Genomic DNA, 23,905 nt, shown 5'->3' on the forward strand with positions numbered 1-23,905 from the left:
ACACAATGATCCCTTCGACCATATTCTGATTAGTCAGGCCATTGCTGAGCGGTTGATCCTCATTAGCCACGATGGTAATTTTCCTTTCTACGAAAGTCGAGGTTTGAAGCTATTAAGAGCTTAAGTTCCGTGTATTTCTGACAGAAATAGTCTGACTCTTGCTCGAAAGCGTTCACCAAAAGATTCGTCCCCTTGTCTCATGTGGGAGGATTTATTGAGACGAGTAACGCTTGGCCACTTGGTTCAATAAACTCTTTCCCTGCCCCCATCCAGACCAATTACAAGCCCGAAATAATGCGGGCATAAATGTCGTTAAGTCGATTCACATCATAACGCCACCACACTCCAGTTAGTAGCATACGACATAGAGCATCTTGGTTAACCTTTCCATAGAAGCAGTAACTGCTAGTTGATCACTATTGTAGGTAGCTTTTTTTCGGTACTTTTGACGGGTAAGGAATGAACGACTCCGCACCCGAGGAATCTTACCTCAATTCAAAATATAGTATCATATGCGCCCATGAAGCAGTTGGTTATCCAATCGAGCCAGGGCGCCAAACCTAGCAAACAGCGTAATTCCATTTTACTACTTGTCGGCCATGTTGATGTCACCCGATGAAAAGCTACTGAGGTCTGTACTCGATAACCATCCCGAACCGATCGTATTGCATACCCCCGTGTTCGAATCCGAAGCGGGGGATACGATTGTGGATTTCATCCTGCTCTACTTCAACGGCGCTGCCAGGCAGCAGGCTACTCTGCCGTATGCCCTGATGAACGGGCAAAAAGTGAGTGAGCTATCTGGCTATAGCCAGGAAGGAAGAAAACAGCTTACTCAGCAATTAAGCCAGGTCTATTCCTCGGGCAACGATTTACACACTACCTATTACAATGAACAGCTTGACATTCATTTTGACGTACTCCGACGCAAACTAGACGGGGCTATCCTCTCGATTACCAAGAATGTTAATGCCGAAATGAAGGAACGCCTGGAAAAACAGCAGCAACAGGCGTTAGTAGATCTGATCCTTACCAATTCCCTGAATGGCTGGTACGTGCTGGATGCGGTGTTGAATGAGCAACGAGACGTAATCGACTTTCTGTTCACCCGAGTGAATACTGTATTTTTACAGGTCAGTGGTCTTTCCCAGGAGCAAGTGATCGGAAAACGTCTTTTAGCACTGTTTCCAGCCACAAAGGATATCGGTTCTTTTGAACGATACAAACAGGTCTATCAGACAGGCATCGCTCAACGAAGCCAAGCGCACTACACGGCCGGGAGTTCGGATGCCTGGTACGACAGCGTGGTGGCCAAGTTGGGGGAGCGTTCGCTGCTGGTAACGTTTGCGGATGTTACCGAGCTTAAGGCAAAAGCCAGGGAGCTTGAAAACAAGAATTACATTCTGGACAACATCTTCACCCATTCATCGAATGGGATTTCGTTTGGTCAGGTTATTCGCAATCAAGAAGGACAGATCATTGATGGTAAGCCGATCATGGCCAATGAGGCAGCCATCCAACTAGTGGGCATTCCAAAGGAGCTCTATTTTTCGAAAACATCGGTTGAACTGGAGCCCAATATTTTAAACACCCCCTATTTTCAAAAAATTGTCCACACCATGGACACCGGTGAACCTTCCCTGGTCGAATACCAACTGGAGTCGACCGGACGCTGGATCGAGATTTCACTTTCCCGCATGGATCGGGATCACCTGATTATCATCTTCACCGATGTTACTGACATAAAAGCGATTGAACTACAAAAAGAACGGCTGATCGACCAACTCAAACGAACCAATGCGGCCCTTGAAAATTTTACTCGAGCGGCTTCCCATGACCTGAAAGAACCTCTCCGCAAAGTGCACTTGTTCACCGACCGGCTGCACCAACGGTTGGCCGCCAAGATGAATGAAGAAGAAATTGCTTTGATGGAAAAAGTAAAAGGAGCCAACCGGCGAATGATGCTACTGGTAGACGACCTACTCGCCTATGCGGATATGAGTTATGCAACTCACCTGTTGGAAGCGGTTGACTTAAACGAAAAAGTTGCGGAGGTTCTGTCGGACCTGGAACTAGTGATCCAGGAAAAAGGCACGACCATTGAGGTCGCGAAGTTGCCAGTGGTCAACGGTTACGGCAGGCAATTAGGGCAACTCTTTCAGAACTTAATCAGCAATGCCCTGAACTATAGTAAACCCGGCCAACCATCAGCCATAACCATAACCGTAAAAGAAATAGCCAAAGACAAGGTAGCGGCACCGTTTATTGCTGATTCGGACCACTATTACCTGTTTCAGGTAAAGGACAATGGGATCGGCTTCAAGCAGGAGTATGCCGAAACGATCTTCCAGGTATTTACCCGCCTTCACAGTAAGGAAAAATATCCGGGTAGCGGTATCGGGCTTTCCATTGTAAAAAAAGTAGCTGAAAACCATCGTGGCTTTGTCTATGCGGAAAGCCAAGAGGGGCAGGGTGCCACCTTCAGTGTGCTACTGCCTCGCAATACGTAAACAAATCAGTATTTAGTTGACGGAGAAGTACAGCTAACCCATTGCATTAGCAAAAGCAAAGCTTCAGCATATGGGATAATTTAAAAAACGGACCGCAGCCGCGGGCGGTCGCTCCGTCGGCCCGGCAAATTCGTCACTTGTGGTGTTTTTACCGAAATGGAGATAATTCTACTCTGTCGTTGCAGTCATAGCATCAGCCCGGTAAGAAGCCGTAGTAAGAAAAGCACGTTTGGTGACCAGATCATGGTTATTCACTGGTGCACCGCAGCCACCAGGACCGCCTATCTCGCCTAACTTTGACGATTGTGATCAGCCCATTCTACTCGAAATGACCAGCCGAACCCCTAAGAATTCGGTTGATGTTTTCTTTGTAGACCTCGCCCACAGGAATCTCTTTGTCACCAATACAGACCAAATCCCGTCTGACAGCCGTAATTTTTCGTACAGATACTAGATACGACTTATGGGTACGAACAAAGGACGACGCCGATAACTTTTCTTCCATCGCTTTGATGGACAGGCGGGTCAGCACCGGTTTAGGACTAGAGGATAGATAAATCTTGATATAGTCTCCTAACCCCTCGATGTAGGTAATATCGGATACCCCAATTTTTACCTGGCTATATTCGACAGGAACAAAAAAATCCACCAGTTCTTCAGTGAATGCAGGCATTACGCCCTGTTGTAAGCCAAACAACTCATGTGCCCGGTTGCAGGCTCTCAGGAAACGCTCGAAGCGGAAGGGTTTGACCAGGTAATCGACGACCTGTAAGCTATACCCTTCCAGCGCATACTGTTCGTAGGCCGTTACCAGAATGGTCAACGGGGGCTTACTTAGCGATTGAAGAAACTCAAGCCCACTTAGGCGTGGCATCTGAATGTCTAGAAAGATCAGGTCGATAGCATTGGTTTGCAGCAGGGTTGTCGCTTCCAGCGCATGTTTACAGCTGGCTATCAATTCCAAAAAAGGAATCTGCCGGATCGTGTCTTCCAGCAGCTCACGAACCAGGGCTTCATCATCAATCACCAGACAACGCATCAACATAAAGACAAAGTTAAGGTAACGTCAAACCAGTTATCCGTATCGGTAATGAGTAAGGTGTGGGTCGTGGGGTAAAGCAGGGCCAATCGCGCCCGCAGGTTAGCCAGACCGATGCCCCGATTTGGATCGGTATGAGCCACCGACTCAGCTTCGAATCGGTTCCGCAGGCTAAATACTAACTTCTCCTGTCGAACCATTAGATGCAGGTGAATCTGGGCATTTTCGATCACACTCCCCCCGTACTTAAAGGCATTTTCGACCAAGGGGATCAGCAGCATCGGTTCAATTTGGCAGGAATGATCAGTCCGATCGACGTCAATCTGACTGGTAATGAATACGTCCTGACCAAATCGGAGTTTCTGTAAATTAATATAGCTGTTGAGATAATCCAATTCCTGTTCAAGCGTGATTTTTCGACCCTGCCCATTATAGAGCATGTAGCGCATCAGCTCGGAGAGCATCAGCAGGGAAGGCTCGAGCTGGTCTGATTGCTGGCGGGCTAAGGAAATTAGATTGGTTAAGACATTGAACAAAAAATGGGGGCTGACCTGCGAGCGAAGAAATGTTAACTCAGCCCTGAGTTGCTCGGCCTGCTGCTTAGTTTGCTGTTGCTGGGCTAGTCGCTGATTGAGGAGGCTACGATAGACCATGCTCAGAAAGAAAAAAGCCACCGAAGGGCCAAAGATAAATTTAGCCGCATTGGCCTCACCCTGAACAGCGGGGAACCAACTCACCAATAGCTGATACTTAAGCCGAAACGAGAGCAGAATAAGGCCAACGCCAGCCACCAGGTACAACCACCAGTAACGCCGGTTCAACAGGCGGGGATACAGAACATAAGCATTGCTATAGAAAATAGCTAAGTGGATCAGCCCGGTCAAGGTGAAAAATAGACCCGGCATTACGCCTATTTTATAGTCGTTGGCAGCCGTCGAGACTATGTAAGGGAGCAACAGGTAGGTGCTCCAGAGCAAGCTATGAAATCCAACGAAGATAAATCGGGATGGTAGAATCGAGTTCATTTGAGGGATACGACGGTGGAAACGTTCGGTAAGTCGGGCAACGAATTGGGCCTTTCGGGCGAACTGCGGGTGTAGCTTATCCAAACTTCGGCTCCGATTAAGTGCATCACAAAACCAATCCAGAATCCGGTACCAAAAAAATCAGCCAGTACCAGGCCCGTCCATAGACGGGCAGCAAATAACAGGGCGTTAACCAGCCGGATGGTCGCCACCGCCAGCCCAATGGCGTAAACCCGAATCATCCACTCCCGATGCCCGACCACGTTGCCCTGCCGAATAGAGCGAAATCCTTGATAGAGCGCCACCAGAAAAAAGAGGGAGAACAACGTGGTGGCGGCTGCCTGACTAAACCCGCCAATGGGGGGCACCACGAAGCTCATCCACAGCGCGGTTATGCCGATCAAGCTACTGGCGACCAAAAAAATACGACCACTCCATCGGTGCCAATTCGGGTGACGACGGCGAATGCCGCGGCTAAACTGAAGGGGCCCCAATCCGATAAAAAGTAGGGCGGGCAGGATGTGAATCAGGGTTAACAGAGGAAACTGGTTGAAAATAGCGTCCAATTCTCCGAATGGAGAAGCCGGCCTGGACGTAGTCACCGATACTTGATCCACACTGACCAGCGTCGGCCACAGGGCAACGGTTCGCCGGATGACGATGCCCACCCCGATAAGTGACAGCAGTGTTAACAGGCCATAGCCGATGAAAAGCCTTCTCCTAGGGGAACGCGCGTTGTTTTTCGACGGAACAGTTAATTTCATCTTGGCTCAATAAGAAGTCGTTAGGTAGCGGGTTAAAACTGATTCAACAGTGTACTCAGGTTGAAGCTTTTAACATCCTGGTCAATGCTCAACTGGTAGATTGCTTTCTTATGCGGGCCATCAACCCCCACCCGATAGATTCCACTGGCAAGGTGGCTTATGTTTATAAGACCAGCGTGCTCTTTTTCTTTCGACTGTTTTTTGTAGATATAGTGGAATGAATCATCGGCGATGGTTATCAGCAGTGGTTCACCGGCCGGATTTCGGTAAGAAAGCAGGAGCTGGCTAGGATTAACAAGCTTCAGATTGACAATCGGTCGAATCAAACCGATCAGCCCAGGCACCTTAGCTTCGGAATCTGACATTAATTTTTCGCTATGAGAAATCGCTGCCCATTGATTACCAGCCAGTAAGTCATATGATTTTACCTGATTACCCACCAGGTTGTGATTTACTAACCGCGTTAATAGATCGTCAAATTGGCGTACGGTACGTTTAGATAATTTGATATAGCGATCTTTGATATTTTCCTGATAGAGTAATTCATGCCGACTCGTATAAAAGCTGACGCGCGTCATACGTGTCGCATAGTCCGTGTAAACTCGCCAATAGTCTTGAGTTGAATCTGCGTTTGTCGGTTGATCATCGGGGAATGGTTGGCCTATTGCCTGACTGCAAGTCAGGAGCAACGAGCCAATCAGTAGGCTTCTCAAGAACCAGCAAAGAGATAAGTACAAAACAATCAACATCGTCTTAGCGTCTAAACATGAAACCAATAAACCAGTAATTAACTAGTGGAGCCTGGTAATAAACCCCTGTTTCGGTTAAGTCGAGACGAAGATATGGGCCGGAAAGCAGGGCCTGTAAAAGAATCGACAAACGGTCAACATGTGTCTGTCAACCGGGTAAATAAAGCAACTTACTTATACCGACAAGGGTAAACATTGGCCAGCGTCTTTATAATAAATGAATGGTCGGCTAGACATGGGCTTACTCATCCACCTAAGTCGGTTAAACAGACCAAGTCTGAATGGTAAGCCCTGGTTGAGTCAACAACTTTAGTTAACCGCTCATTTTGCTCAGTACTATTCTCAAGCTAAATGACCTTTTCCATGGAACTGAAGCACTGGTATCGCGTTTAAGCGGGATCTAGCTGATTTAAAGGGTTAACTTTAGAAGGACACTTAACAATTGGCCACTACGGGTTGACTTCAAGAATCCGGATGGGTAGTGGCTAACTGTTGACCTTTTTGGTTAGTTTAGCAGTGGGTATTCGAACCAACATATGACTTCATATTCAACACCCCCTCTTCAGAATGGCGATGCCGAAAACGAACGGTTGCGCTTTGCGCTACAAGCCGCCGGAATTGGTACGTGGGATATCAACCTACATACCCAGCTGGCTTGGTGGGATCAACGCACCCAGGAGCTCTATGGAATAATCGGTTCCCATACCCGTTCGATTACCCAACCCCAGGACCTGCTAAGCTATGTTCACCCTGGTGATCAGCTAGCCCTGGAGCAAGCCATGCAATGGGCGCTGAACCCTCAATCTGGCGGCAAATATGCCATTGAGTTCCGCATCCATCGCCGGGACAATGGGCAGCTACGTTGGCTTCAGGCGATTGGTCAAGCTTATTTTGATGAGCAGAGCCAGCCTATCCGCCTGTCAGGTACCGCCCAGGATATTACCCAGGCGGTTATGGAACGCCAACTTACTCAACAAGTGCAGGAAGATCTGCAACGAGCTATTGAACTGGCCCAACTGGGAACCTGGCAATATGACTTGACCACTGGCCAGATTGATTATTCACCACGGCTTCGGAACTGGCACGGCATTGAAGCCGATCAGCTGATTACCCCAGAGCAAGCCTTTCGGTTTGTGCATCCTGCCGATTGGCCGCGTGTACGGGCATCGATGCAAGCGGCCACCGCCCCCGGATCGGATGGCCATTATGAGGTGGAATACCGAATCCGCCTAGGCCCTCAGGAAGCTGAACGGATATTTTATTCGTTGGGGAAATCGTATTTTACCCCACAGGGCCAAGCCTATAAGATCAGTGGCATGGTGCAGGAGGTGACCCAACAACGACGGGGGCAACTGGCACTTGAACAACAGGTTATTCAGCGAACCCAGCAGTTGGAATCGTCCTTGACGGAGTTACGGCGCTCTAATGAGCGTTTGCAGCAGTTTGCTTATGTAGCCAGTCATGATTTGCAGGAGCCCCTGCGAAAGATCCAGCAATTCGGTGACCTGCTGATGAAAAAGTATGGTAGCCAGTTAGGCACTGATAGTAGTTATTTGTCGCGCATGCAGGTAGCTGGAGCGCGGATGTCCCGCCTAATCAAGGACCTATTAGCGTACTCGCGCATTGGGACTCAGCCTCAACTGGCTCATGCCGTTTGTCTGAACTCACTACTAGAGGGCCTGATTCAGGATTTCGAGCTACCAATTCAGGAGACAGGCACTCAGCTGACGGTGGACGACTTGCCGACCGTTAGCGGAGATGAAGCTCAATTAAACCTGCTTTTTCGAAACTTACTAAGTAATGCCCTCAAATTCCATCTAACACCAGCGGTTGGTGAGCAGGTCGTGCACCAGGTTCGGGTATTGGCTGCCCGGATCTTGGCTGAAGACTTACCTGCCGGAGTCCATCCGGTTCAGGCAGCCTTTGCCTATCACCGGATCGATGTAGCAGATAACGGGATCGGTTTCGATGTGAAATATCTGGACCGCATCTTCACGGTGTTTCAACGGCTCCATTCGCCCAAAGAGTATGCCGGTACGGGTATTGGATTGGCCATTTGTCAGCAAGTCGTAACCAATCATGGTGGGTGGATTACCGCCCAAAGTCAACCAGGTAAGGGAGCCACCTTCAGTGTATATCTACCGGAATAAAAGTGAGCTGAGGAGTAAGTAAACCAGGTATCGTTTAAAATCTATTTTGATTTTCTGGAGGGCTATTGTGGTCGTTTTCTTGCCACTATTGACGATTAAAATGAGCGATTTAAGAGCATTAGCTGACTGACGAAGGAGAATACCTATAAGCTCTAAACCAAATAAACTTCCATTGGTGTGAGTACTAATTCATTCTTTGCAGGGCTTACTAGATTACCTGAGCTAGTCGTTGGTAGAAGGCAAAATTGCCAACCTGAAGGAGAATACATTGCCCTGGAGAAAACAAAACGCAGGCTATTCTAACAAGAGCCTGCGTTTGCAACAGAGTAGTCAATTACGTTTACAGCTTACCATCAATCTGTTTTGCCACTTTCAAGTGCGTTTTCACCAAGGGATGAGCGGCTTTGCCAACCCCTTTCAGGCTCGCATCCGATGCCGTTGATTCTACCGTTGCCATCACTTTATCCAGCTTTTCATGGCCTTTCACTCCCGTTTCATCCATGTACATCTTGTCCAGCGATGCCCCCGACATACCCTGTAATTTAGCAACCATTGCCTGCGTATCTGAATCGGGGGCAGATGGCAACGTAACGCCTTTGGCACTAGCAATCTCCTGTAGTTTGGCCGATAAACCGGTTTGCTCATCGACTTCGGCCTGGGCGTATTGACGAACTTCGGAACTACTGGCTTTTTGAACCGCCACTTTGCTCATTTCTAACTGCATCATGCCCCCTTTGGCTACGTCCATCATCAGATTCTGATCGGCGCTGGACAGCTTAGCTGGGGTTGCCGCTACGGCACTGACAGCTGCAGCCCCTTTTTGATTCTGGCTGTCAAATTCAGCTTTGGTTTCTTTGCCAACCATGGTCGTGGTCGCGCTATTCATATTGGCACTATTCTGCTGGGCAAATCCAGTAGCCGTTGTCAGCAGGGTCATTACCATTCCTAATCGAAGGGATTGAGTGATCATAACGTGAGTTAATTTGGGTTGAATAAATTCGTGATTTAACCCGTCTAACGACCTGTTGGATAGGATTGTTTGGCGCTTTTAGAAGCAATAAGCTAATGAGTGAATCTGGCTGTGGGCAGACAAAAAACTCCCCGACCGAGCAGGGAGTGAACTTATGACAACTGACGAGTCGCTACGGTTTTAGTACTGTTACATCGTACTCCATAGCGAACGAATTGTTCGTTGTGGTTCCCCATATCTTACGAAGCATTCCCGTGGAGATCGGCATACCATCGCTGTTGAGATCGTAATTGTAGGTTACGTCTTCGAAGACGCTATTCGAAGGCAGATCGATAACCTTGTACGAAGTTAGGAGCTTGTTCGAAAACTTACCATAAATGGGCAGATACCGATTAATCTGGTCATTCATCATAATCCAGTATGGGTTCAGATGAGTTTTGTCCATTGCGCCATTAAATTGGCACTGCATCACCTGTTTTTTGCCATTATCCGAAATGTCGACTTTCGTCACATTGCCGCTGCCATCGTAGCTGAAGGTGTACTGTTGATTTTTGTTGCTGACAATCGATTGCAGGTTTCCGGCGGCATTGTACTGGTAATCATACTCAACCTGGTTTACTTGCTTGCCAGTCTGGTCATAGTCATTAACGACTGTCATCTTAGCCCGTTTTTGGGCATCGAAAAGAATCAGTGTTTTGCCAAATACCTTATTGTTGCCATAGCGCATGATGGTCATGCCTGATCCGTTAGAAGCCCGAATGTACTCCGAATAACTATTCGGACTAGCTAAAGAGATTTCCTTGACAATATCGCCGTTGGCATCATAGGCTAGCTGCACATTGCCGAACTTGACCAACGTGTATTTTTTTAAAACATTTACTGTGACATCGCCGGATGGATTGGGCAAGTTGACGGGGAGCAGGGGACGGCTGTTAAATGGGCCAGGATCATTGTCTGAAGTGGGCTGCACCGACTCCATCAGCCTATCTTTGGTACAAGAAACTACGCTCATAGACAGAGCGACTCCCAATAGGGCAAGCGTACTTTTTACAAAAGTGTTCATTGTTGTTGTTTTGTGATTGATAAGAAAACATAGCTTGTTCATTAGTCTGAACACCACAAAGCTAACAGGGGGCGAGTGGAGGGCCCAGCCCGAATCAACAATAGGAGTGGTCGGGTAAATAACTACCGGGATAGCTGGTCTGACGAGTAGACAAAGGCTCCTACGTTTGTGACGCAATTTAGCGGGATTGGTTTCATAAAGCCTTGTATTTCAACTATTCGATTGAATTCCTGTGGAGCGATTGTTGAGACAGTTGTATAGACATTTGAACACCATGCCCAACTACTTAAGGGTAAAGTCCACAGTCTTCACTAAAAACAACTTTTACATTTTGTTAACATTCTTTTGCAAGACTTGAGCTAGACATCAACATAAAGACTTGTAAGTTGCTGAAAATCAATAGCATCAAAAAAAAGAAAAAAGATGAAATATGTACCTATATATGTATTGTTGTTGCTGGCAGTTTTTTGTACTGCCTCTAAAGGGCAAGGGAAAGCTGATAGCTCAAAAGAAACTAGTAAGGCGGACAACAACCAGGTAATTACCTCCCACGGGCCTAAAACGATAACGCGAAATATCATTCAGGATCGAAAAGGCAACATTTGGATAGCGGCATTTGATGGTATTTTTCGGTATGATGGAAAATCGTTTACCAATATAACCAGCAACGTGAGTTCAGTTCGTTTCTTCTCCCTGTTGGAAGATAGAAAAGGGGTCTTGTGGTTCGGCTCTATAGGCTCAGGAGTTTTTCGATATGATGGCCAATCCTTTCAACAGTTTACTATAAAGGATGGGCTTCTTAATAATGATGTGGGTAGTATGTATGAAGATAAAAAAGGGGCCATCTGGTTTGGTGTTTTTGGCGGAGCCAGTCGGTACGATGGAAAATCTTTTCGGAACTATATCATCGATGGAGATTCAATGGTTGAAGACCGGACAGGGAAGACTTTTCTGCAAAGACCCCCTTATGAAGTAACTTCTATCTTGGAAGACAAAACCGGTAAACTTTGGTTTGCTACCAGAAGTAATACCTTCGTCTATGATGGAAACACATTTACGGTATTCAGAAAAAGGGACAGTAAACCCTTTACAAATGTTCGTACCCTAATCGAAGATAGAAAAGGGGCTATCTGGCTGGCTGGCAGCGATGGCCTTTGGCGCTATGACGGCCGTTCGTTGACCAACTTTATATTGGCTTTTACGGGCTATGTTTACGAGGATAAAAAAGGGGCTATCTGGACGAGTTCAGATAGCGATAAACAAGGGGCTTTCGGGCTTGGTGTACAAAGCATTATCAGCCCAAAAGGCTGGTTGCTTTCCCGATTTAATGAACATTCCTTATCTACTACCAGGGTACCCACGGTAATAAGGGCCAATGAAGGCATGCTTTTTGGCATACTACAGGCTACTGATGGCAGTATTTGGTTTGGATCACTGAACGGGGTACATCGTTATGATGGAACGACCATCACGGACTTTAATAGGAACGAGAATCAGAAATGATATCGATGCTGTCGCTTCAGACGCCCGTTTTCATGTGACGTCCGGCGAGTTTCAATTAATCACATCAATTATATCTAAGCGCAGTCTCAAATTGTTATCTCACAAATCAAAGTTCCATTTTCAGGAATATCTATGAGTTTGTCAAACGGTCATTTTGATAGATGACCAATTTGATATGCTTTTTAGATTTTCCCAAACGTTATCAGTGCTGACAGAATGCCATAGCTTTACCTAACATGAACAGCACCCAGAAAATCCACCAATAATTTCTTTTATCGTTTTTTGAATTGGTACGAGGGGCGCCGGGACTGAGGTGATAATTTTCCCGGTAAATTGCATAATTACTCTTGATTGTTTTTTTAAGGTTTTCGTCGCACTTGATCCGAACAAGCTGGTGTGTGATTTCATACACAAAATGGCGCTGGGTATGTTGCACCGTAACGGTATAATTGACCGCATTTACGCAAAAACTATTGACGATCCCCCAAAATGTATATTCCGGTAAGCTATTCAGAAAATCGGCCCAGTCGTCGTATACGATGAAACCAAACGCAGCCGAATCACGTGCGGAGCTGGGCCGTTCGATAGCGACTTCGAGGGCTGAAACAACGTCGTGTATTTGTTCGTAGATCATACCCAGAATGCCATCCTGATACTGAACCGGCAAGGCAAAAGCAACCGCCAGAGGCTCTTTCGCCTGACTGAACAGCCGATTTTTTAACAGCCACGAACAGTGTTCCTGCAAGGCATTGGCCAGGGTTTGATTCCAGAAAACACTCGGCTCACTACCCCATCGTTTCTCGCTGACGGCTTTCGACGGAAAAACCTCCTCGGTTGGATGTTCGAGCCAGGCCAGCAATGCTTTATCCTGAAAAATAAGAACATGTTCGCTCAGATTCGACACGTCTTTCAATCGGTCGATGGCTTTGAGCGCTTCATCTTTTGTGTACTGCCTGTCACCAATGGCAATGGTATAGTCGGGCGTCAGGTTAAATTCGGCCAGTAGTTTTTTCCGTAACTGGACCAGCGATGCCGGGGTCAGCCCGCTGGGCAACAGTTTCAGTCCGTCCAACAGGTGTAAAGGCGATTGATAAGCCATAGTCGTAAAATCAGCCCAGGCCAGTGCCTTTAATTTTCGTTTCGACCACCTCGCTGTTTTTAGTCAGCCCCAGCAAATTCAGAAAAACTCCTCTAAGCTCATCATAATTCTGCCGATCCAGTGCTTTTTCCCCCCGCTTGATTTCAGCCTGCGCCCGCTGGTAATCCGTAAATTCGTGCAGGGATAGACCTGCATAAATGTGAAAGAACGATACCAACAACGTGGGCGTATATAAAACCGTGTTATGGTATACCCGACGGCAACGTGCGTACTGCCCTTCAACCCGAAAGTAATTGTTCCCTCGCATGGCTTCCGACTCATTGGCTTTCAATTGCTGAATCTCGTCGCGCTGCTTCGGCGATAAGTCCTGCAAGGTATCGGCCCAGTTTTGGAGCGACCCCATCAGATCATAATACCTTTCTTTGGTTCGGATCACCCGATTGCTAACCGGGCCACTGGTATACAACTGCCGGGCTAGTTTACGCTTAGCCTCATCAAGCTGATACTTCTCATCGGTCAGCGTATCGGGCTGTACCTGTCGGGCCTGTTCATGCAGTTTGCGGGCTCGGTCGACCAATTCCTGAAGTTGGGCGGCTGTTTCGTATTCCTCATTTTGCAGGGCTTTCTGCAAGTCAAAGTCAAGCTGGCCCCGTAGTTCCTGAATCTCGTCGCGCAGTTTGACCAGGCTAACATAGCGCTGCGTCGGGCTGAATACCTCATCAATCTGTTGATCGGTCATACTCAAATGCAGGCTCACCGACACATCCCGCGACTCGCTCATGTCGATTTTAAGTTCGACATCCGAACCTTTTATCAGATCGGCGGGCAAATCAGTAGCCCGCACTTCAATGACACCTATATTCTTGTTAGTACTGGGATGCTGGGTTGCATCGCCTTCGAGCAGATTGATAATCAGGCTTTCGTCCGACCCTTTCCGAATAGTCCGGCTGATTTCCCGGTAAATCGTTTTGGTGAGTGGTAACACGCTGTTTCGACTAAAAATTAGCTCACAGCGCGTCGCATTATTGAGCAGATCATCAACTTCAATGCAGATATCTTCAGGCAGCGGCTGGCCATACAGACTAAACAATCCATGCGTAATCGTAACCGGCTCGACCTGAACCGGAACAGGATTATTGTAACTGTCATACACGCTAATCGTAAACGTATTGACCCGATTCGGCAATAGTCCGACAAATTCCCCAAAGCGGGCCGTAAGTGGTCGAAGTGACGTATCAAAACCACCATCGGTACGGATAATGCGATAAAACAGTCCTTCGGACGCAACCGTTGCACTGGCCGAAATGTACTCTTCCAGGTCTTTTGTGGTTTTGTTGTACCCCGTTTGTATCTGAATAGCTGGTAATAAATCCGTTGACTCAACCTTTGTTCGGGTTTTCTGCCGGGCGGGCGTATTACCGGCAAAATAAGCGGCTCCTACGGCCACAGCCGTTGTCGGGTCAGCATCGGTATTCACTGGCAAGCCGGTTCGCTCTGCCAGCGTGGTCCGAACGTAGGGAATATAGGTACTACCGCCAATCAGGACGATTTCAGAAATATCGTCGGTATGCAGATTGTTCCGCGACATGATCGTTTCCAGCATAGTGATCGTATCGTCGATCCGGTCATGGATAACCGCATTCAACTGCTCACGGCCAACGGGTATCAGCAGATCAAGCTCATCGCCCTCTGCAGTTTCAAACGTTACTTCAAATTCCGTTGAGAGTTGGGTAGTTAGTTCTTTTTTGGCTTCTTCCGCTTTCAGCAGTAGCACATAATACAGTTTTTCATAGCGGGCATTATGCGTAAGCAATTGACTCGCGAGGTCTGTCTGGCCCGTTTGCCGGATAATTTCGGGAACGAGTACATCCATGACCAGCGAATGATCGAAATCGACCCCGCCCAGGTAATTATTACCCTGATGGTCCAGCACCCGCATTTCGTTGTTTTCGATGCCAATCAGCGCCACATCGAACGTACCGCCACCGAGATCATACACCAGCCATTTGCCCGACTCTTTCTCTGTCGTATGCTTGTTAAAGTAAGCCAGTGAAGCCGCAATCGGCTCCTGTAGCAAAACTACCTCCCGAAAACCTGCCTCTAACCCTGCCTGTTTGGTCGCATTGCTCTGAACGGTATCGAAGCTGGCGGGTATGGTAATGACCACACTTTCGGGAATATCGCCCGTATGGATGAAATTTTTGAGTTCTTTCAATACCAGCGCCGATAGCTCAATGGGCATGATGGTCTCCTGTCGCGATGGGATCGAATAGGTTTCGCTGGTGCCCATTTTTCGCTTGAAGCTCGAAAATACGTTGAGCGGGTCTTTCAGGAGCCACTCCCGCGCTTTATCGCCTACTAACACCCGTTCTTTTCGGAAAGCCACACAACTGGGCAATGTTTCTTTCAGGCCAATGGGATTTTTGAATACCTCCGCCTGAGCTCCGGTAAACCGGGCAATCAGGGAGTTGGTTGTCCCTAAATCGATGCCAAAATTGATGGTCTGCATGGATAGATGATTTATACGCTCTCGACTATAACGATACCGGCCTGCACAATCTGTCCATGCTGGCTGACAATCGGCTTAATCACCTGCGTAATGGTCAAATTCTCCATTGAGTTACCGGTTACACTGGCCTCAACATCGGTTCGGGTTTCGGTGTAGCGTTCGCCTTCGGGACTATGAAATGTGGTGCCTAGTTCGGCCAGTGCCTGTCGGATACGCTGTATAGGACGCAGATACCCACTACCCGACTGACCCTCTTTAGCGGCCTTTTTTTCGAGTGCATGTACCTGGTTGGCAATATCAATAAGCGGTTGCATGACGAATAAACTGCATTTTAGAAACCGCAAGTTAAAAATAATTGACTTATGCCCTAAAGGCGGTTTATTCGGGTAAGCGACGGTCTCTACTCACCTTCGATTTTTGTGCTTAGCCTGTAAACTTAAAACCTTTATAAACTACAGCCAATCGTTTCTTCGTTATTCAGCCGTGTTGAACGATTAACCCAATCCGGTTATGCTTGTGAGAGCGGTTTTCTCCCTACCCACGTTAATTTTAAGTACAGCCCTGTCGGGCTCTTTACTGGCCCAAATTCCTTCCTCGGGGTCATTCATTTGCAGCTACACAGGTGGCAAAGTCAATTCAGAAGTTGTTTGTTCACCCACTACCAACTCGAATGTGCATGCCGAACGCGTGGTCGATCGGATTCTGAAACCGATTGGCCTGATGCGGAATTTCAAGGTCATCGAGTGTTCCAATACCTCCAACTGTTTTGCGACCGTTCTGAAAGGTCAGCGATTCATCGTGTACGATGGAGCGTTCATGCAGGAAATTGAGGAAGAAACCGAGACCGACTGGTCGGCCATTAGTATCATGGCGCACGAAATTGGCCACCATTTGCAGGGCCATACCATCGATGGTCGGGGTGGTCAGCCCCTGAAAGAAATCGAGGCCGATAAGTTTTCGGGCTTTGTGCTGCATCAGTTGGGGGCGTCGCTTGACGAATCGCTGGTGGCTGTTCGGAAATTAGGCAACGAACGGGCTACTCCGACGCACCCGGCCAAACCCGAGCGCATCGAAGCGATTCGCAAAGGCTGGCTGGAAGCAGAGGCTATGTACCCCAAAAGCCGGGTGATGGTAAAAACACCGACAGCGATGGCTCCAAAACCGATTGCAACAAACAGCCCTGCTTCTACCGCCCGACCAGTTGTAGCGCCTAAAACTCCCGCCCGAGCAACCGTTGGTTGCGTTTCGGGCGATTGTAAAGATGGAACAGGTGTATTCGTTTACCCTACGGGCGAACGTTATGCGGGCGAATTTGAAGAAGGTGATAAACACGGCGAAGGCACTGAATACTACGCCGATGGGAAGGTCAAATACAAAGGTGGTTTTCGCGATAACCTGCGTTGCGATTACGGCGTCTACTTCTACCGAAACGGCGATAAGTTCGTCGGCTGGTTTAAGAATAACATGCCCAACGGAAAAGGTACCTACCATTTTGCCGACGGTGATCAGGTTGCCGGAACCTTCCGAAACGGTCAGCCAGTGCAATAGCCGATTTGGCGAGTAGCAAAGTAGATTTTCGAGGCTTCATCTTCCAGTCCATTTGGTGGTGGACATTGATAGGAAGTTGAAGCCTCTTCTGTTTTAACTGGCTCGGTACCGTTTCGCAATGACCACCCAAATCTTCAGATACCGATCTTCCCTACTGTCACAAAATAAATTTCCGAAACCTTCTTAGGCTTTTATCGTCTTTAGGTAGATATAACAATTGGCAACGAAGTACACATCTGGACGGTACAGAAGAAAATTTTGTCAGTATACTATCGTTACTTCTATTGGACGTAAAAAAAGTTTTTGCTTAAAAACCCCTCATATGAGCTGTATAAGTACAATTTGGCATAATTATAGATTATATCTTCATTAATTAGACAATTTTATCATTAAATAGTTAAATATTTGTTCTTTTTACGAAAATCACCAATAAAATAAGCTATGGGTGCTGTAGTAAAACTATCCATAAAGAATGTAATCGACCTTTGGTTTGCAGAAGATACACCAATCCGTCAGTACCGTGCTCGCATGAATCCGAGATTGTGGGAAATGTGTCAGCAAGTCAGTAAAGATTTTGTTGCTCCCTCGGGTCGGCTGATGCCCAGTCAGTACCGGAAATCGGATAAAGTAGCCTTTGCCAAACTGGTTTTAGACCGATTGGGAGACCGGGAAGCGGCTATCGAAGATGATATGCTTGAGTTGACCTATTAAGGGCGATTAGTACCGAAAAAGATAGGCTAATCCTGACAAACGAATGATTAGCCCTGTTGCGTAAGAGATTCATCACCTTACTGCGTTGATATCTATTTGTAAATAAATCAGCCGATTTCCATAGTACGACTACACTATATTCAGTTCTTAATTGTAGTCATAATCAACCAACTACTGCTCATTTACCCTTCATTTTAGCGGGTTCAATCTCCTTCAACGTATAGGCTACAGCCTGCGGGCCAGGCTCAGCCATTAAGTGCATCCATTCGCTATATTGACGGGTAAACGAAGCACCGTAATAAAATATAAGTGAAGAGTAAAAGATAAACAGGAGCACCAGGATAATAGCCCCCGAATGCCCATACAATGAGCCAACCTGACTATTAATTAGCAGTCGGCTTAATATACTCTCCCCAATCTTAAACAGGACACTGGTAAAAGCCGCCCCTAGCCAGACCGCCCTCCAGGTAATTCGTACATCGGGCAGAAACCTAAACAGAATAGCAAACCAAATCATACGAATCAGGACAGAGGCAACCAGATGTCCTAAATCGGCCATGATCTGATAATAGCTCAGTGCCGAAAGCATCCAGTCGGTGCTGAGTCTGCCTAAAAACTGCTCCAGCGTAACGGATAAGGCAAAAAGAACGCCCGAACCAATAATGATGGTGAGTGCAACCAGCTTGTTTCGCAGAAAATAAACCAATGGATGCTTTGATCGGCTTCTTACATTCCAAAGCTGATCCAGTGAATTTTTGACAATTGCAAACAAGGTGGTTGACGCCAGTAACACTAAAAAAATACTAAGTACGGCTAGCGAATTACTCGGCTTAGGTTGCCGCAAACGATGCGAAATTACTTCCAGTTGACGAGCACCTTTTGGTCCAAATAAATCAGCCAGTTCATCAAAAAGATGCCCACTCACGCCCTCCGATTGCACAACAAACAGAGGATCTAATAGCGTACTCAGAATTATGACGATAGGAGGAAGCGCGAAAAAAGAGAAGAACGCCGTAGCTCCGGCCATTCGGATCGGGTCGTTGGCCTGCAAGTGCGCCAGAGCGCTTTTCAAAATCTGAAAAATCGGGGTGACTCTTTTCAAACGATAGTCGGGTAATAATATCCGTCATGAATAACCCTTATCTAACCAATAAGGTTTATAGAGAATGAGCTAACATAATTCAATCTGAATCAAGAACTTATAAGTTACACTTAACAATTCTGGGGCCAACGAAAAGCCCGGCATACTGTTGGTGTGCCGGGCTTTGTATATACCACTTATGGGTTAGTCTGGAGAAGTTATCATTGAGACGTGAACCCAGCTAGTAAGTAACAAATTATCAGTTAGTAGGCACGATATAGTTGCTCGTCCGCGGTTGCATCGCGGACGAGCGAGCAGAGTCTTACAACCACCGGCTGATAAATTCGCCAAACGTGTCTTTGTACTGATCGCTCACCGGGATGGTCGTCGAACCGATCTGGACCGAATTTCGGGTTACTGCATGGATACGATCAAGAGCCACGATAAACGAGCGGTGTATGCGCATGAACTGTCGGGGAGGCAGCTTCTCTTCCAGCGATTTCAGGCTGGTCAACGACAATAAAGGTTTATCGGGTTCGCTCTGCCGATAAACTTTCACATAATCCTTCAGCCCTTCGATATACAGAATATCGCTATACGACACGCGAACCAACTGATATTCAACCTTCAAAAAGAGATAGTCATCACTCGATTCGGCAACAGCAGGCGCAGCAGACGATATCACAATGGGCTTGTTATCGGGCCGTTGTACGAGTTCGAAATAGTTGCGGGCTTTACTCGCAGCTCGCAGAAATTCTTCGTAATTGAACGGTTTAAGCAAATAATCCAGCGCATCGACCCGAAAGCCATCAAGGGCAAACTGATCGAATGCCGTGGTAAAAATAATCCGGGTGGTCTGCGCTCCCCGATTGTTTCGTTCCAGCACACGGGCCAGTTCAAGCCCGGTCAGGTCGGGCATCTGTATATCCAGAAAAATAACATCGACCGGGTGCTGCAAGATATATTGCAAGGCCTGAACGGCACTACTAAAACGGCCTGACAACTCCAGAAAGGGCGTTTTTTCGATAAACGCACAGACCAATCCAAGCGCCAGCGGTTCATCATCGACAGCAATGCAGGAAAGCGTCATGCCAGATTCAAAGTTAGTTGCACGTGGTATTCACCAGCCATCGTATGCTCGTTGATATACAGCGTATACTGACCTGGGTACAACAGATCGAGCCGACGACGGGTATTGACCAGACCAATGCCGTTACCCGTTTCGAGCGAGGACGATTTCTGGGTAAATAACGTATTCTGCACATCCATCTGCAACTGGTTATTCTGCTGCTGTACACTGATCCGAATCCAGCTTGGTTCCAGCGTACTAACACCATGTTTAAACGCATTTTCCACAAACGGCAGAAACAACATTGGGGCAATCGACTGATCGCGCAAGGGCGAAGGTGTATCGAGCGTAACGGTCACCTTATCCGTCAATCGGAGTTGCATCAGTTGAATGTAATCACTCAAAAAATTAATCTCCTTACTAAGCATCGTTGTTCCCGATTGAGTTTCGTATAGCACGTAACGCATCATGCGTGAGAGCCGGTGCAGGGCTTCGCGGGCCGTTTCGACATCGATCAGGGTCAGCGCATAAATGTTGTTGAGCGTATTGAAAAAGAAATGCGGGTTAATCTGTGCCTTTAAAAACGACAGTTCCGAGGTAGTTTTGGCCTGCTCCAGAGCCAGCCGGAGGTTAGCATCCATTTGCCACTTCTGCAACAACGCCATGCTGGTGCTAATGCCCAGGATCAGCAGAATAGTAAACAGATTCGGTTGAATCCAGCCGTAGTATTTAACCTTGCCGGTCCCGTCTGGATGGAAAGCCCGATGCACTAAAATCGGCAAATTAAAGCTCCATTCAATAAAAGCCAGAATCAACATGACCAGCACAATGACGCCAAACAGCGAAAGCAAATAGCGGCTTGTCTGGCCGGGTAACAGGTACCGGGGTACAAATACGTTGGCGTTCAGATAGAACACACCAACCATCAGCACGAAAAAGATACTCTGCCGAATCCAGAATAGATCCGGAAAATGAATCTCGGACGTGAACGACTGAAAGAAAAGCAGATAGCCCATCAGTCCCCAGCCTAAAACATGGCTCAGCAAAGGGACGTATCGACGAGAAAACAACGCTGCACCCATAATTTGTAGTTTCTGTAGATTCCGGGTTTCTCTACTCTACAACTGTCTGTTTAAAAACAACAGAAACGATAGATTAAGCACCGTTCAAGAGTGTTACAAGTTTAGCGGAAAAACTGAATAATCGTCTGGCTAATCGTCACATTTACAGACTTTCCCGATAGTCCGGCCATTTTAACCGACGAATGGCCTACTTTCTGGCGGTAGCCATGCAAGCAGCCGTTCATCGGCGAAAATGGCCTTTCTGCCGACGTTTTCATCGCTACGGTCTATTGTATTTTTTGGATTAAAACAATGCATGTTGCTTTGCTGCGTCAATGATGGTTCTTCACAACGATGCAAAAGCGATTCTTACGTCTCTTATTAACTCTTGGACTTGGTTGCGGTTTCACGCAAACACTATATGCACAGTTTGGCCCTCCGGGTGGCGGTCCTGGTGGATTTAATCAGGACAACCGTCGTCAGAAAACTGAATTTACGGGCGTAGCCGACGATGCACCCAAAGGAAACGGAAAAATAAACGGTCTGCTGGTCGATTCCACCTCCGGTAAACCCGTTGAGTTTGCCACCATCGCCCTCATTAGCGTAAAAACCAACAAGCCAGTCGACGGTACTACATCGGATGCCAAAGGAGTTTTCTCGATGACCAAACTGGCTCCGGGCGATTACCGACTTCAGTACTCCTTTATCGGTTATAAAAACCTGGACTCCAAACCATTTACGATTGCCAAAGGTACCGAGATCAACATGGGTTCAGTACGCCTTACTGCTGACATTCGCACCTTAAGTGAGGTAGTGGTAACGGGTCAGGCAGCACTGATCGAGGAAAAAGTGGACCGGCTGGTATTCAATGCCGATAAAGATATTGCCACCAAGGGCGGTGATGCGTCGGACGTTTTGAAACGAGTACCCATGCTATCGGTCGATCTGGACGGGAATGTCAGCCTGCGCGGTAGCCAGAATATCCGGGTGTTGATCAACAACAAACCATCTACAATTGTCGCGGCCAGTGTAGCCGATGCCTTGAAGCAACTACCTGCCGACATGATCAAGTCGGTTGAGGTAATTACCAGTCCATCGGCCAAATACGATGCTGAAGGTGCTGCCGGGATTATCAACATCGTTACCAAAAAGAATACCTTGCACGGCCTGACCCTGAACGTCGATGCCGGTGCGGGTTTACGCGCTTCTAACCTCGGGTTGAATGGCTCATATCGCCAAGGCAAGTTAGGAATCACGCTGGGTGGTTTCGGCCGGGCTATGTACAACCGCGCTTCATCGACTCTCGATCAAACAACCCTGGTCGGTACGCAATACCAGAAAACCCATCAGGAAGGTACTGCTTTCGACAAACCTATTTTCGGCCAGTACAATCTCGGCTTCGATTACGATCTGGCTAAAAATCAGTCGCTGTCGGCGAATGTCCGGTTCGGTACCCGTAATTTCATTCAGCAACAAACCCAGTTGACCAATTCGTCTATTGGTGATTCACTCCTGAGCTTAACCAATCGGGATGTAAACCGGAAAGACCTGTCGAACTCCGTCGATATGAACCTCGATTACATTCGCACGTTTAAACCGCAACAGGAATGGTCTATTTCAACACAGTATAGCCGCACGGGATTAACGAATAATTTCTTTGCGGATATTATGAACGACGCCAACGTCCTGACACGCCGTCAGCAGAATATCAACAACAATACCAACCAGGAAATGACTCTTCAGACGGATTATCAGACGCCCGTCAAAAAGAATCAGTTGTTGGAATTTGGGGCAAAAGCCATCATGCGAACAGTGGACAGCCACTTTAGATACCTGATTGGTGGTAGCACGGGTGAACTCACCATCGACCCATCCAACCAGTCGGGCTCACTGGCCTATAATCAGAACATTGGTGCGGGTTATATCTCGTACACCTACGTCACGCCCAGCAAGTACACCTTCAAGATCGGCACCCGTTACGAGTACACCAGTATTTCGGCCAAGGCAAATGAAAGTACCACACTGGCTATTCCGAATTACAGCAACCTGGTACCCAGCATCAACGTATCGAAAAGCCTGAAAGGCGGAACTACAGTAAAGGCAGCTTATAACCGTCGGATTCAACGGCCCGGTCTGCAACAGCTGAACCCTAACCCGAATGCCGCTAACCCGCAAATGATTCAGGTCGGTAATCCAACGCTGAGCCCTGAACTGACCGACAACGTAGAGCTGAGCTTAAGCTCAACCATCAAGAAAGTCTATCTGAACGCAGCCGTCTTTGGCCGGTTAACGAATAACGCCATTACACAGATACGCATCCCATCGGATTCGCTGCCAGGCGGTATCATTACGACCTTCCAGAATATCGGTGTGCAACGCACAATGGGAGCCAATGTGTTCTTCAACGCTAACCTGACGCCAAAATGGAGTTTAAACGGTGGCCTGGACGGTTACTACATGTACATGCAGGGTTTAACACCCGGCGCCGATGGCAAGTCGATCACCATCAGCAATTCGGGCGTTAGTATCGGCGGTCGTTTGATGAGCCAGTTACAGCTCGATAAAGGCTGGAGTGCTCAGGTATTCAGTTTCTTCCGGGGACCTAATCCTCAGTTGCAAGGTACAATGGGTAGTTTCTACATGTACTCGCTGGGTGTTCGGAAAGATCTGGCCAGCAAGCGGGGCAGTATCGGTCTGGCAGCTGAGAACTTCGTAGGAGGTGGTGTAACCATGCGTACTACGTTGAATTCGCCACTACTTTCGCAAGACAATGTTACACACCTATACAATTCTAACTTAAAAGTCACGTTTACGTATCGGATTGGTAAAATGACGTTTGAGCAACCTCGTCGGAAAGTTCGTTCGGTGAATAACGATGACGTGAAAGGCGGGGAAGGTGGAAACGATGGTGGTGGGCAACAGCAACAGGCAGCCCCAGCCGGAGGTCAATCGGGCGGAGGACGTCCTCGGTAAATTACCTGTTAAATCTACTTACTCAGTACGTCAGAATATAACCAGATTCAGTAGATTCACGGGTTGTTTGCGACTATGTAA

Annotated in this window: 19 protein-coding genes; 6 read left to right on the forward strand and 13 right to left on the reverse strand. The window is 47.5% G+C overall.

From position 1 onward, the window contains the following. The first annotated feature begins 599 nt into the window (after positions 1 to 599). Complete coding sequence (locus tag ACYVFD_RS11635) at positions 600 to 2,510, forward strand: sensor histidine kinase (RefSeq protein ID WP_461090208.1); 1,911 nt, start codon at positions 600 to 602, stop codon at positions 2,508 to 2,510. A gap of 319 nt (positions 2,511 to 2,829) precedes the next feature. On the opposite strand, the gene ACYVFD_RS11640 is transcribed toward ACYVFD_RS11635, so the two are convergent. The 4 genes from ACYVFD_RS11640 to ACYVFD_RS11655 form a co-directional block, all read right to left on the reverse strand. Continuing rightward, positions 2,830 to 3,555 (reverse strand): LytR/AlgR family response regulator transcription factor, encoded by a 726-nt coding sequence (locus ACYVFD_RS11640; RefSeq protein WP_461090209.1) that lies wholly within the window; start codon positions 3,553 to 3,555, stop codon positions 2,830 to 2,832. After that, positions 3,549 to 4,574, reverse strand: a complete 1,026-nt coding sequence (locus ACYVFD_RS11645; RefSeq protein ID WP_461090210.1) for a sensor histidine kinase — start codon at positions 4,572 to 4,574, stop codon at positions 3,549 to 3,551. The genes ACYVFD_RS11640 and ACYVFD_RS11645 overlap by 7 nt, the downstream gene beginning before the upstream one ends. Further along, a complete protein-coding gene (locus ACYVFD_RS11650) occupies positions 4,571 to 5,242 on the reverse strand; it encodes a DUF2306 domain-containing protein (RefSeq protein WP_461090211.1) in 672 nt (223 codons plus the stop codon). The genes ACYVFD_RS11645 and ACYVFD_RS11650 overlap by 4 nt, the downstream gene beginning before the upstream one ends. A 128-nt stretch (positions 5,243 to 5,370) precedes the next feature. After that, the gene (locus ACYVFD_RS11655; protein WP_461090212.1) at positions 5,371 to 5,916 is read right to left on the reverse strand and encodes a hypothetical protein; all 546 of its coding nucleotides are present in this window, start codon (positions 5,914 to 5,916) and stop codon (positions 5,371 to 5,373) included. 707 nt (positions 5,917 to 6,623) lie between these two features. On the opposite strand from ACYVFD_RS11655, the gene ACYVFD_RS11660 reads away from it, so the two are divergent. Beyond that, positions 6,624 to 8,237 carry a sensor histidine kinase gene (locus ACYVFD_RS11660; protein WP_461090213.1) on the forward strand — a complete coding sequence of 538 codons (1,614 nt, stop codon included), beginning with the start codon at positions 6,624 to 6,626 and terminating at the stop codon, positions 8,235 to 8,237. Positions 8,238 to 8,577: 340 nt separating this feature from the next. On the opposite strand, the gene ACYVFD_RS11665 is transcribed toward ACYVFD_RS11660, so the two are convergent. Both ACYVFD_RS11665 and ACYVFD_RS11670 read right to left on the reverse strand, forming a co-directional pair. Further along, entirely contained in the window at positions 8,578 to 9,207 is a 630-nt protein-coding gene (locus ACYVFD_RS11665; protein ID WP_461090214.1) for a DUF4142 domain-containing protein, read from the reverse strand. Between the two features lie 172 nt (positions 9,208 to 9,379). Next, positions 9,380 to 10,270: a hypothetical protein gene (locus tag ACYVFD_RS11670; protein ID WP_461090215.1), complete on the reverse strand. Its 891-nt coding sequence runs from the start codon at positions 10,268 to 10,270 to the stop codon at positions 9,380 to 9,382. A gap of 423 nt (positions 10,271 to 10,693) precedes the next feature. Between ACYVFD_RS11670 and ACYVFD_RS11675 the strand changes: the two genes are divergently transcribed. Further along, positions 10,694 to 11,773 (forward strand): ligand-binding sensor domain-containing protein, encoded by a 1,080-nt coding sequence (locus tag ACYVFD_RS11675; RefSeq protein WP_461090216.1) that lies wholly within the window; start codon positions 10,694 to 10,696, stop codon positions 11,771 to 11,773. Between the two features lie 202 nt (positions 11,774 to 11,975). Here ACYVFD_RS11675 and ACYVFD_RS11680 read toward each other — a convergent pair whose 3' ends face one another. The 3 genes from ACYVFD_RS11680 to ACYVFD_RS11690 are packed head-to-tail and all read right to left on the reverse strand — an operon-like array spanning position 11,976 to position 15,695. After that, positions 11,976 to 12,872: a hypothetical protein gene (locus ACYVFD_RS11680; RefSeq protein WP_461090217.1), complete on the reverse strand. Its 897-nt coding sequence runs from the start codon at positions 12,870 to 12,872 to the stop codon at positions 11,976 to 11,978. A 10-nt stretch (positions 12,873 to 12,882) separates the two neighbouring features. Then, on the reverse strand, positions 12,883 to 15,381 hold the full coding sequence (locus ACYVFD_RS11685; protein WP_461090218.1) for an Hsp70 family protein: 2,499 nt from the start codon (positions 15,379 to 15,381) through the stop codon (positions 12,883 to 12,885). 11 nt (positions 15,382 to 15,392) lie between these two features. Then, positions 15,393 to 15,695 carry a hypothetical protein gene (locus ACYVFD_RS11690; RefSeq protein WP_461090219.1) on the reverse strand — a complete coding sequence of 101 codons (303 nt, stop codon included), beginning with the start codon at positions 15,693 to 15,695 and terminating at the stop codon, positions 15,393 to 15,395. A 196-nt stretch (positions 15,696 to 15,891) separates the two neighbouring features. On the opposite strand from ACYVFD_RS11690, the gene ACYVFD_RS11695 reads away from it, so the two are divergent. Both ACYVFD_RS11695 and ACYVFD_RS11700 read left to right on the forward strand, forming a co-directional pair. Further along, a complete protein-coding gene (locus ACYVFD_RS11695; RefSeq protein WP_461090220.1) occupies positions 15,892 to 16,929 on the forward strand; it encodes a M48 family metalloprotease in 1,038 nt (345 codons plus the stop codon). 441 nt (positions 16,930 to 17,370) lie between these two features. Next, positions 17,371 to 17,640 carry a hypothetical protein gene (locus ACYVFD_RS11700; RefSeq protein ID WP_461090221.1) on the forward strand — a complete coding sequence of 90 codons (270 nt, stop codon included), beginning with the start codon at positions 17,371 to 17,373 and terminating at the stop codon, positions 17,638 to 17,640. A gap of 178 nt (positions 17,641 to 17,818) precedes the next feature. On the opposite strand, the gene ACYVFD_RS11705 is transcribed toward ACYVFD_RS11700, so the two are convergent. From ACYVFD_RS11705 to ACYVFD_RS11720, 4 genes are all read right to left on the reverse strand, one after another. Continuing rightward, positions 17,819 to 18,742, reverse strand: a complete 924-nt coding sequence (locus tag ACYVFD_RS11705) for a YihY/virulence factor BrkB family protein (RefSeq protein WP_461090222.1) — start codon at positions 18,740 to 18,742, stop codon at positions 17,819 to 17,821. 301 nt (positions 18,743 to 19,043) lie between these two features. Then, on the reverse strand, positions 19,044 to 19,811 hold the full coding sequence (locus tag ACYVFD_RS11710; protein ID WP_461090223.1) for a LytR/AlgR family response regulator transcription factor: 768 nt from the start codon (positions 19,809 to 19,811) through the stop codon (positions 19,044 to 19,046). Continuing rightward, positions 19,808 to 20,872: a sensor histidine kinase gene (locus ACYVFD_RS11715; protein WP_461090224.1), complete on the reverse strand. Its 1,065-nt coding sequence runs from the start codon at positions 20,870 to 20,872 to the stop codon at positions 19,808 to 19,810. Before ACYVFD_RS11715 ends, ACYVFD_RS11710 begins: the two co-directional genes overlap by 4 nt. 101 nt (positions 20,873 to 20,973) lie before the next feature. Continuing rightward, positions 20,974 to 21,129: a hypothetical protein gene (locus tag ACYVFD_RS11720; RefSeq protein ID WP_461090225.1), complete on the reverse strand. Its 156-nt coding sequence runs from the start codon at positions 21,127 to 21,129 to the stop codon at positions 20,974 to 20,976. 76 nt (positions 21,130 to 21,205) lie between these two features. Here ACYVFD_RS11720 and ACYVFD_RS11725 point away from each other — a divergent pair, with 76 nt between their 5' ends. Then, the gene (locus ACYVFD_RS11725) at positions 21,206 to 23,824 is read left to right on the forward strand and encodes a TonB-dependent receptor (protein WP_461090226.1); all 2,619 of its coding nucleotides are present in this window, start codon (positions 21,206 to 21,208) and stop codon (positions 23,822 to 23,824) included. The last annotated feature ends 81 nt before the right edge of the window (positions 23,825 to 23,905 follow it).

Source organism: Spirosoma gilvum (assembly GCF_054776815.1).